The following is a 12,052-nucleotide window of genomic DNA, read 5'->3' on the forward strand; positions in this document are numbered from 1 at the left end:
AAGGATTCAGGTGGCAGAGTATTGACAAAGGGATCGCTTGAGGAGGAGTATCACAGATATGAACCAAAACCTGCCTCAAGATTTAGACCGGGAAAGCTTGAACCAGTTATCGAAACAAGAACTGGTAGAGATAATCATTGAGCAGAGCAAGGTAATAGGTGAATTACAGAAAACAGTATTAGAACTACAGCAAGAAATAGAACGTTTAAAAGTCAGCAGAGATTTAGACAGCAAAACCTCATCTAAGCCGCCATCAGGGGACATCCTCAAAAAGAGTGAAAACAAAAAAGCAGCACCGCAAGAAGAATCAAATCATCCCAAAAGAAAGCCAGGTGGGCAACCAGGGCATCAAGGTAAGACCCGTAAGGGTTTTGGTAGAGTAGATCGTTGTGAAATCTTACGTCCAAGTGATTGTGTCTGTTGTGGTCAAAAAGCGTTTGCGGCTGTGGCAGTAAAAGTAGAAAAACAGTCTGTAGCGCAACTAGTGGAGCGTCCCATTGAAATAGTTGAGTATCAACGCCATACGTGCCAGTGTGAGTACTGTGGCAATATACAAACAGCCTCCTGGTCACAAGATATCATCCCAGGACAGGATTTAGGGATTTCTTTACAGGCATTTTTAGGATGGGCAAATAATTATGCACATATGCCCTATGAAAAACAGCAAGAAATGTTGTGGGAGTTAGGTCAAATTGAAATTGGGCTGGGAACTTTAGTCACCACAAATGAACGAATTCAAACAGCGATTCAACCAAGCATTACTGAGTTAAGTAATTGGGTAAAACAGACACAACCTAACATTCATGTGGATGAAACACCTTGGTCTGTCAAGGGAGTTAAAGAATGGTTGTGGGTAGTTGCCAATTCTGAGTTTTGCCTGTTTACTGCTGCTGACACTCGTTCCAGAGCAGAACTAGAAGCCATTTTAGGGGCTAAATATACAGGGGTAATCAGCAGCGATGATTTTAGTGTTTACAATGGCTATGCGGTGCCTGAGCAGCAGAAATGTTTGGCTCATCTACGCCGTCACTTCAAAAAACTAATTCAACTTCCAGGTCTTCACAACCAAGCTATTGGTGAAGCATTTGTGGATTTAATTGATGAAGCTTTTGGAAATTATGCCCAATGGTTTGAGACTCTTGACTGCGCCAGTTATAACGATTGGGTCAATCAATTCAAATCTAAATTGCAACAAACACTTGATGACTGGATTAACTTAGCCGGAGCTACAGCAGGAAACCTTTTACGTTCCTTGCGCGATAAAGCCTCCCAATGGTGGTATTTCCTTGACAACCCTGAAGTTCCTCCTGATAACAATCAAGCCGAGCGATCGCTGCGTTTGGCTGTGACAAAACGTAAAGTTAGTGGTGGTTCCCGTTCGATGGAGCGGTTTCAACATACTGCCAATTTGTTGACGGTGGTTCAAACCTGTCGTCGTCAAAGTCTGTCTGTTATTGATTTTTTTGTACAAGCACTAATTGCTGACTCTATTAATTCTCAGTCTCGCCCTTCTCTAGTTCCTCAATTTTAGACCTGAATCCTTACAAAAAGTTTTCTCTTAAAGCAATGTTAGCAATAAGACAAATGACTTGGGTAATTTGGTAAATGTAAGCAGAATAGCTGCTTAACTCTAAAAAAAATTGCGCTTTGATCGCTCTTGTTAGCTCTCATACGGAAACCGCCGCATCATCTCCTGTACTTCCACTGCATCGCCATCAGGTGTATAAACCACCCCCGCAGACATGGCGATCGCAATCCTCTGCTTCCTCGCCCACTCAAACCAAGCACTCACATCGCTTGTTACAGTATTCTTACCTTTAGCCCCACTCCGGCAACTGTTGATAAATAATCCAGTCGGATTATCACACCATCCTTCATGAATTCCTTGCTTGACTCGTGCGATCGCTCCGGCGACATTCGCCCAATATTTTTTCACCACCCCCAAACATGGCTCTGGGTTAATCCGCAGTCGCCGCAACTCGTTACAAATCTCTGCAATCTCCTGCTTGGTGGGCTTATCCATACTTGAACCGACTTTGACTTCTGACTCGGAAAACTCGTCCTCATGAGGGTCTATCTCACTCGTTGAGTCATCTTGTTTAATTTCATCAACGAAGTGAGTAATCTGGGGTGGCTCTGGTTCTGGGGCTGCTTGAACTGGCTCATATAAGCTTTCTTTTACTCCTTCATCCTTTTTTTCCTCAACAGCAGTGTTGTTGTTTTTTAAAAGGTTTAAAGTAGTTTCAAATGTTGGCGGATTATTCGCACATCTTGTCGAAATATCTGGCACATCTGTGTCAATTTTTTCGCATCGTTGAAAATCGAGTAATTGTGTGAGCTTTTCCCGATTCAATTGATACTCACAAGCTGTATCCTTGGGAAATTTTTGAGCAGCCTGTTCTTTGATTAGGTCATCGAAAACTAACTCCTTCATATGACGGCTGATAGTTTCCCGGCAATAACCCAAAATATCAGCCAACTTCTCAAATGTGATTCTGACCCATTCGTGCCCATAGTAGTGTTTACCATCCAGCCAAGAGAGTATTGCGGCTTTGCACTTCTGGCGACGATTAAAAGTCGCCAAGAATTCTTGGAGAATATTGACGGGAGTGTGTATTTGTCCGAGTACTGCGGAGGTAAAGCTATTCATTTTTTACCTCCTATATGTGGACGAAAAGTTAGATTAATTCTCGTGCCAACTAATTTCTTGGTTTTGGGAACTTGATGTAAGTGCGTGGACTGACAACCAGAGTGCATTACCAGCAAACTCCCGTGTTCCAGCCAGAAATCAGTCGGCTTGCCTTTGATGGGCTTTATCTGAAACTTCCGCTCCGCGCCTAAACTTACAGATGCGATCGCTGGATTATGCCCCATCAACGATTCATTATCTGCGTGCCACCCTATGCTGTCCTGTCCACTTCTATACTGATTGCCAATGACGATACGGAAGCTGTAGCCAGCCAGAGCAGTAATTCTGTCCCTCAACTCGGCCAGAACTTCAGTCCAAGGCAATGGTTTCAGTAGCACGCTCTTGGAGTATAAATACTCGCAACCTTCGTCACCGTAGATGCATTCCAGCCGGGGCACAAGTAAAGTTTTACCTACCATTTTGATTTGATTCTGCTGCCATTGCAGCTTTAGGCAGTGCTGATATAACACGCCAGCTTCTTCTTGGCTCAAGAATTCTGGGTAATAAGTGACTGGTAAAACTGGGGTTAGTTCACTAAAAAGGGACATCTGTATCATCTTGTTCTCCTTGTAACCATAGTTGCTTCAGTGCTTCTTGTTTTGCTGCTTCTAACTGTTGTTTCTCCTGGGCTGAGGACTCACCAACCAGCTGCTCAAATTCTGCCCGTTGTCGTTGCTTCAGTTGCTCAGTAGTTACAGGAGGCAATGCCAATTGCCCATCTTTGCCCTGCCCTGAAGGACGGAAGTTACGACGACGGTACAAAAAGCAAAAATGGTGTTTGTCCTGTCGAGGAAGCTTTCGCCATACTTCCTCATTCCAGCCTGGGGGTATGAAGTCAGCAGATGGGGGCAGTAGGTTTTGGATTTGGGATTGTAGTTGAGCGATCGCTTTACCTTGATCTGCTATTTTTTGCTCTAACTCGACAACCCGCAACTCGACTGCGTTTGATAACGCTAGCTTTGCTTTTTCAAATGCTTTGACCAAATGCCGCTTGCACTGCCTAACCCGTTCGGTGTTACGACTGTAGGTCATTAACAAAGTTGCTTGGGGTTCAGTCAGTAGAGCATATTTTACTGAATTGCTTGCTCCGACTGAATTTGTGACAGTCTCCGTTTCAAACGCGACCTGTCCCCAGTCCTCTTCTATCTCATCAATATACTTGTCTAGTGTTGCTAAAAAGTTCTTGTGCTGGATACCTAAATCTTCCGCTATGAGTCTCGAATCAACTACCAACACCCCAGAATGCTCAACAACTGATAACTCGATAACTGATGTTGAATTTTTCACTTTACACCCGCCTAATCAACAATTTGTGGGTTACGGTGATCGTTTCTAAATCTGCAAAATCTGCTAGTACAGTGACGGTCATTCGACCGACCCCATCATTAGTACATTAGTACGAGTACAAAATCTCAATTCATCTTTGATTTGAAATGTCAATGCGTCCATACTAGACATCTCCAAATTTTGACGCAGTAAAATTTCGGGGCATTGCAACCATGCCGCACCCAAATGAGTTGAGTCTTCAAAACTGGTACGCTAGTAAGAAATACTCATCAAATACCAGATTTGAACGATCACTTTACATTCTCTTGAAGGATCGTTTCTAATTTTGGTTATTAGCAAATACTGAAAGCAGCAAGTTGAATGGATTCTTTAACAGTCAAGTTATTTGTTACTTAACCATTTGGAGACGCAAGATAGAGTCTGCTTTCTCCTCAACGCTTTTAACTAGCTTTTGTTTCGTTGTCTTCTTTCCAAGCAAACCCAAGCATTTTCCTCTCTTACAGGCAATAACTTTTGAAATTGGTCATTTGTTAATGCTAGTTCTTAGCTCAATGATAGATTAGACATGACTACTATGACTGATAGTGGCGTAGTTAAGGCGATCGCATTGCTTTGGTCGGCGGGCGGTCGCTTCTAGTGTTTAGGCTGCTTTCAGTAGATCAACTTCAGCGCTTTCGCCCGAAATTTTCCTCTTGTTTCCTAAAATCTCTGTTTTTGCTGGGGAATCGAAAGTAACACCTTTTTCTATCTTTGATCTTTTTGGTGGCTCACCTTCCTCAAGTAAATCTCCTGGTTTGCAGTCAAGGGCTTCACAGAATCGTGCAGCTGCTTCTAGTGTGAGTGATTTAACCTTATTTTGTTCAATTTTTTGGATGAACTGAGGACTGTAACCAGTTTTTCTAGCTAGGTCATTCTGAGAAAGACCCGCAGCCTCTCTCAATTTTTTTAATGCGATAAACACAATTATCCTCTCCAAAGAATGCTCCTATTATAAGTGGTACTACCATTGGTTGTAAACATATAGGATTTACATCCATTGGTATTAAAGTTGCTTATGTCCAACCATTAGTAGTATTACAAATCTCTATCTGAAATCAACTACTACTGAATTGACTACTACTAATAGATGTACTATTATTGGATGCATAAAGAAAAACAAACTGCCTGCACCCGAATGTGAAGGGAGGTTTGCTTTCCAGTACTACAGAACCTTGACAACTGAACCAAACAAGACACCCTGAGGTAACGGAAGCAGTTAATAGTCAAAGCTGCTGAAGGTAGATAAGGAGTGAGGGCGGTTCTGAATAAGAATTACCAGAAGACAGGACAAGGGTTAACTTTCGACCGTTTTAAAGCCTTACACATCAACTAAAACCATTTTTTCCTGTATGGTAATGCTCAAATGTCACTGGCTTTGAGCAACAAATACAAAGCTACGCTTAATCGATGCGAAAATCTTGTGCGTTCAGCACAACACACCCAAAACAAAGGCGATCGCCCACCTGGAAAGTTTGCGATCGCCTTTTACCCTTTTATCAAAGGAATATATATTATGACCTACAAAACACCTGCACAGCAAGCAATTTTCGCTTCTTTTGCTGTTGACGAACAAGCTCTAGCTCAAGCCCAACTAGAGCAGCACATCACACAACAGGGTGAGGTTGTAGCACCCGAAGAATTCACCGTTGTCGAAATCACCTGCTACGACTATGAAATTTACGTTGGCGACAAACTGATAGCCAGCATCACCTATGATCACGATGACTTCGTGACCCAACGCTGGGTAGTGATGGTGAACTCAGTAGAAGAACATCGTGCAGATACCTGGGCGAAATGCCACAACCACATCACTTGGCATTACAGGCAAGGCACACTGCCCGTGCAAAAGCAAAAAGTCCAAGCCTTTACAACTGGTAATGAAGTGATGGCACAAATTGCCTTGGAATGTGAGAAGTTTGGCTTTGAACTACTCGATGATGGCATTTACAACAACGACAAAAAGCTAGGCTCGGCAGGATGCACTGATGGTCGCTGGTGGGTGAAAAGAGCTTCATCAGAGCATCAGCAGCAAGTACCCTGCAATTCTGCATTCGATGCCGTGTGGTCGTTGTCGATGGTCGAAGTATTGCCTAGTCTCGAAACTAAGTCTTGTGATGAATTGTTGGATAAACCATTTGATCAACTGACAACTGAGGAATGGAAGCGGCTGATAGAGTATCAGCCACTTCCAGACAGTATGGTGTTAGTCGTAGACTAAGGGAGAATATGGTGGGCCACTATGCCCACCACCTCCATATCATCACAATAAGGTCGGACGTGAGAAGTCCGATGAGATTCATTCAAAAGAGTTAATCATTAAAAAAGTTTGGGTTTAAATCAACAGGAAAAACCAAAGTTTCGCTAGCTGTCTCCTGCTTGGTTCTTTGATAAATCTCAATAGCTTTTGATAAACGACAGTATTTAATCGGTATCCATTGCCCATCGCTGAAGAAATATATTACAACTCGGTGATTTAGGTATTGTTCTAGAGGAAGCGGAATACTCCAGTTTGAAATCAACATCTATTTCTTGAGTCAAACAATTTTGGATTTTAGATTTTAGATTTTAGATTGACCTCATGGCTAAAGTCAGGGGCTTGTCACATTTTTAAATTTTGAATTTTGAATATTCAATCCAAAATCCGAAATTTAAAATCTAAAATTCGGTCATACATCTACTAGGTATTGTAGTAGCAATTATTGAATCTATCAAAACAGAATTCAGGTGTCAGGAGTCAGAATTGAATTATAATCCCTGGATTCTTCATCATTCTCATCCTATAGAGATAAGATTATTCTGACTGACTATCTCTAGTTAGGTTCCTACTTATTACAAAAGTCAGAATATTGAAACAGCGCTGAATCAATTTTAATAAGACGAAAATTCACTAAGTCGCGCTCAAAATTATTTCAATTTAGCAAAATAAACTGCAAATATCCACTTAATTATTAGGAATTTAAAAAACTGATGGATATTAAGACTATTTCTGTCACCTATCATAGAAAATTTAACTTAGGTGACTACGAATCGTTGGAATTGGGTTGCTCATTATGGGCACAAATTGATCCAGAAGAAGATGCAGATGGTGTCACACAATTTTTATATCAACAAGCTAAAGCCTCTGTAAAAGAAGCCGCAAGACCTGTAATTCAAGAATCACTTCACCAGATGAATAAAGTCAGGATGCAAAAACAATAGGAAGAATTAAGAAGTCAGAATTCAGGAGTCAGAATAAATGAGACAACCAGCAAAAACATTTCAAGACTTGATAGTTTGGAAGAAAGCACATCAATTTGTTTTAACAGTTTACAAACTTACTAGTCAATTTCCTAAATCTGAAATATATGGCTTAACCTCTCAATTTAGAAGAGCAGCTATTTCAATTCCTGCAAATATAGCTGAGGGATTTAAAAAGAAAGGAACAGCAGATAAAGTAAGATTTATGAATATAGCACAAGGTTCCTTAGAAGAGTGTCGTTATTATCTAATTCTTACTAAAGACCTTGGGTACGATGATACCTCACAATTAATGCTTCAACTTGAAGAAGTTAGTAAGTTACTGACAAGTTATGCTAATTCCATTCTGACTCCTGGCTCCTGACTTCTGAATTCTAGCCAAACTGAACTGGATGATTTCTAATTATGCCGGAAATTAAACTAGGATTAGGAAATCCACCACAACCAATCTACCTGTATGTGAAGAAATTAGAGGTTAATGGTCGGATTTATACTTGGTATAATTGTGAGATTGAACAAGATAAAAAGATTCCTGTCAGCCAAAGAGCATTAACAGGTTATGTTTTGGAGCTAAGACTAACAGATAAGGATTTCAAAGGCAAGGATAATCTAAAATTAGATATTGTTGTCCAAGCTGATGAAATTTATATCGTTCGCAGTGGGATTGAAACTAACTTTGCCAAATCATTCTTATTAGCTGCATCTGTTGTTCAAGATTTTACTCAGCCTTTGATAATTGTTGCTACTCCCGGTGATGAAAATTCAGTTTTCTGCAATCTCTATGATGCTTTGACTAAAAACCGCATTCGTCGAGAATGGAATCCTAACGCTGACTGGGCAACAATTATTCGTGATGTTCAATCTAAGTTAGCTCCAAATTCAGAGTCAGTCGATTATGTTCAATCTGAACAACCGCAATCAAATCCAAAGCAAACTGCTGTAGCATCTGCAATACATCCTCAAGATTTACGGGTAAAACAAATTCGGACGTTACTAAATTATCCACTTGATTTAATCAAGGAATGGTTACATTTTCAAGATGTTAGTAGTCCCAGCGAGCTTCATCACAGTAAGGTTGATGAACTTGTGAAAACCATGTGCATTGCTTGGGCATCAGACAACTTTGACCACCCCAATCATGCTGCTAATTCATATCAGAAACACGTTGTTAATGTTGTAGCTGATGGTGTGGATGAAGTGCAAGCAATTAAGGAATGGATGCAGCAAGTTCAACAGCAGACTTTTGCACAGATGGTATGACCCAATATCTTCTTTATCGTAGACGAAAAGATGATTGAACAGACACTCGATAAAGCACTGTGCTTAGACAGTCAAACTAGAGAATCTGTGAATGAAGAATTGGAGAAAATCTTCAATTTACTGGTAGATTTTCAAGAGCATAACCCACGAGTTTATCAACTCTTATGCGAGTACAAAAGGGATTTGAGTTTGGCAGATGCAATACAGGCACTTGCACAAACCTTGGAAGTTTTGAAATCAGACGAATAGCGTTGTTACGAGCAATTACCAAGATTTAGGTTAATCAATATGAATGTACAGCAACAAACTCAACAAGCTTGGGATGCATTAATGGGTATTGACAAGCGACATTATGTACTCACTGGCTTTTATGAAGAAGAATTCAGGAGTCAGGAGCCAGAATTCAGCCATGAATTCTGTGCGAGTGGCGGATGAATATTGGTCTAAAACCTCGTCCCTTGTGGACGAGATAGGGGTTGAAACTTTTCCTAAAACACCATCCCTTTATGGGTGGTGTATTCTGACTCCTGTATTCTGACTTCTGACTCCTTTTTATGCATTAGGAGATGCATTTTTGATTAGCGGTCAAAATCCCACTTATCAAAACCAAATAGTTCTGGTGGAACATCGTGGGAAATCTCAAATTAATCACTGGGATTTCAGATGTAATCGCTTGGAATGCCGACAGCGGCCTACTATTACAACCAATGGTGATGATGGGAACGGTAATTTGAAAAGAAAAGCTCCATCACTTCAGGTGTACAGCTAAGGATGAAATTACTAATTTTTTTGAAGCTACGCTTAAGCCCAAAAATTAATCATGGTCACTAAATATGGTACAAACAATACCTAACCCTACTGTTGATGCATTTCTTCAAAATGCTGTAGTTGAAAATTACAACTTCTCTCAACTTAATAAGACCCGTATTCGTTTCAAAATTCAACTGAAGAAAACCACTAAAAGTAACGCTCCGAAATGGACTGATGTTTTAAAATCTGAGGGTGAATCAGAATCGGATCTCATTAAAGTTAAGTCTTCAGAAGTTGGATTAAAAGGTATCAAAGTTTTCAAAGCATTGGATGAAGCAGCCAGTCAATTGCGACAAGAAATAGCTTCAGTTCAAGAATGGATGAATGCTGATAATGGTGACTGGATTTGTCCAATTGACCTCGCGCCATTGGTTTGGAGTCAACTACTAAATATTCGGGATTCAATTGCTCCGACTCTTCGTGCTCAGTTACAAGACGACTATGAGCAGGGCTTGGCAGATTACATTGAACGTATTGAAAATTTTCTCTCTCTCAATGCTTGGCAACTACCAACAGATAAGCAATCTGAAGTTCAAACTAACTTACTCAAGGCTTTTCCCCTATTGTCAGAACTAGAAGATTATCTCCAGGTAGTCATTGGTAGACCTGTAATTATCCCAGCATTATCTGAACAACTCAATGAGCAACAAGCCGATTGCCTAAAACAAATCACCCAGTTTATCCAGCAGTACGACCAAAATCTCGAACAAAGATTAAAGGAAGCGGCGATTGCTGGTGGTGAAGAACTTGCAGCCCAATTACTTGAAGAACTGGCTGATTGGGAGCCAGGGCGCAAGCCAGTCCAATTCAAACGCAAGATGGAAAAACACCTGAAAAAAGTTCGAGTACTACTAGCTAATGCAAGCCCAGAAGCAGGAAAGAGTCTGCAACAGATGATGGAACATTTGGATTCGATTGTGAATGACCCAACAATTGAATCGAAGAATTTGGGGTCAGATGGGCGCTCGCAGTTGCAACAGAAGATGGATGCAATTTACTCCAAGCTACTCTCTGAACAACGCAACTTGCAAAAGTTGACCAGTGAAGATGTTGGGCTGACAGTGGCGACTGTTAAATCATTCAAATTCCGTTAGATAAAAAACCTTTTCAACTTCTTCATGAGGTAAATTATGTCTCATTTCTCAACAGTGAAAACAAAACTCACCAACTGTGAGTGCTTAGTACAAGCTTTGCAAGATTTGAAGCTATTACCTGAAGTCTACGAAACACCTCATCCACTCAAAGGATACTACGGTAATCAGGAGAGGCAAAGTGCGGAGATTGTTATCCCTAACCACACGCTCAAAGTCCGTGCAGATATCGGCTTTCGATGGAATGCAACAGATGGCGCATATCAATTAATCCACGATGCTTACGAGACAGTTCCTAAGCTAGGACAAAACTTCTTTACTCATCAGTTAATGCAGGTTTATGGTAAGCGGATGGTTCGTGCTAAAGCAGCCCAACTACAAGAGCAGTTCGGGGAGTGCAGCATCACAGAAGAAAGCAACGGTCAGGTGCAAACCCTACGGCTGACTTTTGCCGCACATCAACAAACACAGCAATACCTCAGGAGATAAATTATGGAACGAGCCATACTCATACATTTCAATTCAGTTACAGGAGAAGTGAAGGTAGAAGCCCAGGGTTTTGAAGGGCTTGCCTGCCTTGAAGCGACTCAACCAATTGAGGAAGCGTTGGGGGTTGTGGAAGGCGATGCCTACGGCGGTAAACTACGCACCTTCAAGCCAGAAGCACAACAGCAACGGATCACCTCAAATCATCAAATACGCCTACAGCAATAAGAAAAATGGGGAATCAGCACATTCCCCTAAAACAAAATTCTCCCTTGCAAACTACCAAAAAAATTCAAAACTATGAACCTATCCAATATTTTCAGCACTCTGGACTCGCAAATTCCGATTGTGGCATTGGAAGTGCTATCCCCAGAGGAAGCCACAATCATTCAATGGCTAACAACAACTGCTCAAGAAAAGCTCACCCTACCAGTGTACTTCTGGAACTTAGGAGTTTCTACCTTAGAGCAATGCCTGATTGCTGTTGATGGGGGACTGGTATTCAAGCCAGTGCCAGATTACAAAAAACCGCCTCTTGCTGACCCATTGATATTTATCTTTGATTGCATCAACAGCTTTGATGGTGCTGGTGTGTTTATCTTAGGTGATGTTCACCCATTTATCGGCAAAGTGCGATTCGTTGGCTAGAAACCAATCCCAATAGGGCTTAAGGAGGATTAGCCGCTTAAGATTCATGAGAATCTTTTGATAACTGAATAACAATGTAGGTGCAAAACCTACCCTCCAAGTGCTGGAGTGAAAGCATATCCCCTACTGTAGAGACTAGCCATCAATCGGTAAAGCGGGGATAAAAGGTGGAAATACTGCAAGCCTAATGTGGTAATCACCAAGCAAAGTATCCATGAGTAAAGCCAAGGCTTAAAGACACGTCTGAATCATCGTGATAAAACAGTAGCGCAATCAGGCTGAATCGCTACAACCAAAAGGTAAAGGATAAAGGACTGGCAAATTTTACCTTGACCAGTATGCACTCCCAATAAACCCGGTGAATAGTGTCACTCTAAAGATACATAGCATTGTTATTCGGAACGAAGTAACCCGTTATTTACTCTCAGATGGTCGAGTATCTGAGTAGGTGCTAACCGGATGTAATAACGTGGAGAGATTGAGTAAGAAGCAAATGTTTAATTGT

Annotated in this window: 15 protein-coding genes and 1 pseudogene; 11 read left to right on the forward strand and 5 right to left on the reverse strand. The window is 41.1% G+C overall.

Translation table 11 applies throughout. The annotated features are described in order from the left end of the window. The first annotated feature begins 58 nt into the window (after nucleotides 1-58). The gene (gene tnpC, locus HGR01_RS05825) at nucleotides 59-1,531 is read left to right on the forward strand and encodes an IS66 family transposase (protein WP_045868690.1); all 1,473 of its coding nucleotides are present in this window, start codon (nucleotides 59-61) and stop codon (nucleotides 1,529-1,531) included. Between the two features lie 129 nt (nucleotides 1,532-1,660). Here the strand turns inward: tnpC and HGR01_RS05830 are convergent, their stop codons facing one another. The 4 genes from HGR01_RS05830 to HGR01_RS05845 form a co-directional block, all read right to left on the reverse strand. Next, nucleotides 1,661-2,650, reverse strand: a complete 990-nt coding sequence (locus HGR01_RS05830; RefSeq protein ID WP_081583950.1) for a hypothetical protein — start codon at nucleotides 2,648-2,650, stop codon at nucleotides 1,661-1,663. Continuing rightward, nucleotides 2,647-3,237: an alpha-ketoglutarate-dependent dioxygenase AlkB family protein gene (locus HGR01_RS05835; protein ID WP_228045750.1), complete on the reverse strand. Its 591-nt coding sequence runs from the start codon at nucleotides 3,235-3,237 to the stop codon at nucleotides 2,647-2,649. Before HGR01_RS05835 ends, HGR01_RS05830 begins: the two co-directional genes overlap by 4 nt. Beyond that, nucleotides 3,224-3,976, reverse strand: a complete 753-nt coding sequence (locus HGR01_RS05840; RefSeq protein ID WP_052335127.1) for a Rha family transcriptional regulator — start codon at nucleotides 3,974-3,976, stop codon at nucleotides 3,224-3,226. Before HGR01_RS05840 ends, HGR01_RS05835 begins: the two co-directional genes overlap by 14 nt. A 640-nt stretch (nucleotides 3,977-4,616) precedes the next feature. Beyond that, nucleotides 4,617-4,937: a helix-turn-helix domain-containing protein gene (locus HGR01_RS05845; RefSeq protein ID WP_235623025.1), complete on the reverse strand. Its 321-nt coding sequence runs from the start codon at nucleotides 4,935-4,937 to the stop codon at nucleotides 4,617-4,619. Nucleotides 4,938-5,378: 441 nt separating this feature from the next. Here HGR01_RS05845 and HGR01_RS05850 point away from each other — a divergent pair, with 441 nt between their 5' ends. Further along, nucleotides 5,379-6,233 (forward strand): hypothetical protein, encoded by an 855-nt coding sequence (locus tag HGR01_RS05850; protein WP_228045749.1) that lies wholly within the window; start codon nucleotides 5,379-5,381, stop codon nucleotides 6,231-6,233. Nucleotides 6,234-6,324: 91 nt separating this feature from the next. Here HGR01_RS05850 and HGR01_RS05855 read toward each other — a convergent pair whose 3' ends face one another. Further along, a complete protein-coding gene (locus HGR01_RS05855; protein WP_228045748.1) occupies nucleotides 6,325-6,537 on the reverse strand; it encodes a hypothetical protein in 213 nt (70 codons plus the stop codon). A gap of 445 nt (nucleotides 6,538-6,982) precedes the next feature. On the opposite strand from HGR01_RS05855, the gene HGR01_RS05860 reads away from it, so the two are divergent. The 9 genes and pseudogenes from HGR01_RS05860 to HGR01_RS05900 form a co-directional block, all read left to right on the forward strand. Continuing rightward, nucleotides 6,983-7,213, forward strand: a complete 231-nt coding sequence (locus tag HGR01_RS05860) for a hypothetical protein (protein ID WP_045869356.1) — start codon at nucleotides 6,983-6,985, stop codon at nucleotides 7,211-7,213. 37 nt (nucleotides 7,214-7,250) lie between these two features. Further along, on the forward strand, nucleotides 7,251-7,616 hold the full coding sequence (locus tag HGR01_RS05865) for a four helix bundle protein (RefSeq protein ID WP_045869355.1): 366 nt from the start codon (nucleotides 7,251-7,253) through the stop codon (nucleotides 7,614-7,616). A gap of 41 nt (nucleotides 7,617-7,657) precedes the next feature. After that, nucleotides 7,658-8,512 carry a hypothetical protein gene (locus HGR01_RS05870; RefSeq protein WP_045869354.1) on the forward strand — a complete coding sequence of 285 codons (855 nt, stop codon included), beginning with the start codon at nucleotides 7,658-7,660 and terminating at the stop codon, nucleotides 8,510-8,512. A gap of 30 nt (nucleotides 8,513-8,542) precedes the next feature. Beyond that, nucleotides 8,543-8,761 (forward strand): hypothetical protein, encoded by a 219-nt coding sequence (locus tag HGR01_RS05875; RefSeq protein WP_045869353.1) that lies wholly within the window; start codon nucleotides 8,543-8,545, stop codon nucleotides 8,759-8,761. Nucleotides 8,762-8,800: 39 nt separating this feature from the next. Continuing rightward, the gene (locus HGR01_RS05880) at nucleotides 8,801-8,947 is read left to right on the forward strand and encodes a hypothetical protein (RefSeq protein ID WP_155539110.1); all 147 of its coding nucleotides are present in this window, start codon (nucleotides 8,801-8,803) and stop codon (nucleotides 8,945-8,947) included. A gap of 398 nt (nucleotides 8,948-9,345) precedes the next feature. Beyond that, nucleotides 9,346-10,416, forward strand: a complete 1,071-nt coding sequence (locus HGR01_RS05885) for a hypothetical protein (RefSeq protein ID WP_045869352.1) — start codon at nucleotides 9,346-9,348, stop codon at nucleotides 10,414-10,416. Nucleotides 10,417-10,452: 36 nt separating this feature from the next. Continuing rightward, nucleotides 10,453-10,902: a DUF1257 domain-containing protein gene (locus tag HGR01_RS05890; protein WP_045869351.1), complete on the forward strand. Its 450-nt coding sequence runs from the start codon at nucleotides 10,453-10,455 to the stop codon at nucleotides 10,900-10,902. 3 nt (nucleotides 10,903-10,905) lie between these two features. Continuing rightward, entirely contained in the window at nucleotides 10,906-11,127 is a 222-nt protein-coding gene (locus HGR01_RS05895) for a DUF2997 domain-containing protein (protein WP_045869350.1), read from the forward strand. A gap of 72 nt (nucleotides 11,128-11,199) precedes the next feature. Continuing rightward, nucleotides 11,200-11,529: pseudogene (locus HGR01_RS05900) on the forward strand (hypothetical protein); the annotation flags it as partial. Nucleotides 11,530-12,052 lie beyond the last annotated feature (523 nt).

The sequence above is a fragment of the Tolypothrix sp. PCC 7712 genome (assembly GCF_025860405.1).
Classification (GTDB): domain Bacteria; phylum Cyanobacteriota; class Cyanobacteriia; order Cyanobacteriales; family Nostocaceae; genus Aulosira; species Aulosira diplosiphon.

Coding starts and splice junctions, on each gene's coding strand:
- tnpC (WP_045868690.1), top strand. CDS start 59: ATGAACCAAAACCTGCCTCAAGATTTAGACCGGGAAAGCTTGAACCAG.
- HGR01_RS05830 (WP_081583950.1), bottom strand. CDS start 2,650: ATGAATAGCTTTACCTCCGCAGTACTCGGACAAATACACACTCCCGTC.
- HGR01_RS05835 (WP_228045750.1), bottom strand. CDS start 3,237: ATGTCCCTTTTTAGTGAACTAACCCCAGTTTTACCAGTCACTTATTAC.
- HGR01_RS05850 (WP_228045749.1), top strand. CDS start 5,379: ATGTCACTGGCTTTGAGCAACAAATACAAAGCTACGCTTAATCGATGC.
- HGR01_RS05855 (WP_228045748.1), bottom strand. CDS start 6,537: ATGTTGATTTCAAACTGGAGTATTCCGCTTCCTCTAGAACAATACCTA.
- HGR01_RS05860 (WP_045869356.1), top strand. CDS start 6,983: ATGGATATTAAGACTATTTCTGTCACCTATCATAGAAAATTTAACTTA.
- HGR01_RS05865 (WP_045869355.1), top strand. CDS start 7,251: ATGAGACAACCAGCAAAAACATTTCAAGACTTGATAGTTTGGAAGAAA.
- HGR01_RS05870 (WP_045869354.1), top strand. CDS start 7,658: ATGCCGGAAATTAAACTAGGATTAGGAAATCCACCACAACCAATCTAC.
- HGR01_RS05875 (WP_045869353.1), top strand. CDS start 8,543: ATGATTGAACAGACACTCGATAAAGCACTGTGCTTAGACAGTCAAACT.
- HGR01_RS05880 (WP_155539110.1), top strand. CDS start 8,801: ATGAATGTACAGCAACAAACTCAACAAGCTTGGGATGCATTAATGGGT.
- HGR01_RS05885 (WP_045869352.1), top strand. CDS start 9,346: ATGGTACAAACAATACCTAACCCTACTGTTGATGCATTTCTTCAAAAT.
- HGR01_RS05890 (WP_045869351.1), top strand. CDS start 10,453: ATGTCTCATTTCTCAACAGTGAAAACAAAACTCACCAACTGTGAGTGC.
- HGR01_RS05895 (WP_045869350.1), top strand. CDS start 10,906: ATGGAACGAGCCATACTCATACATTTCAATTCAGTTACAGGAGAAGTG.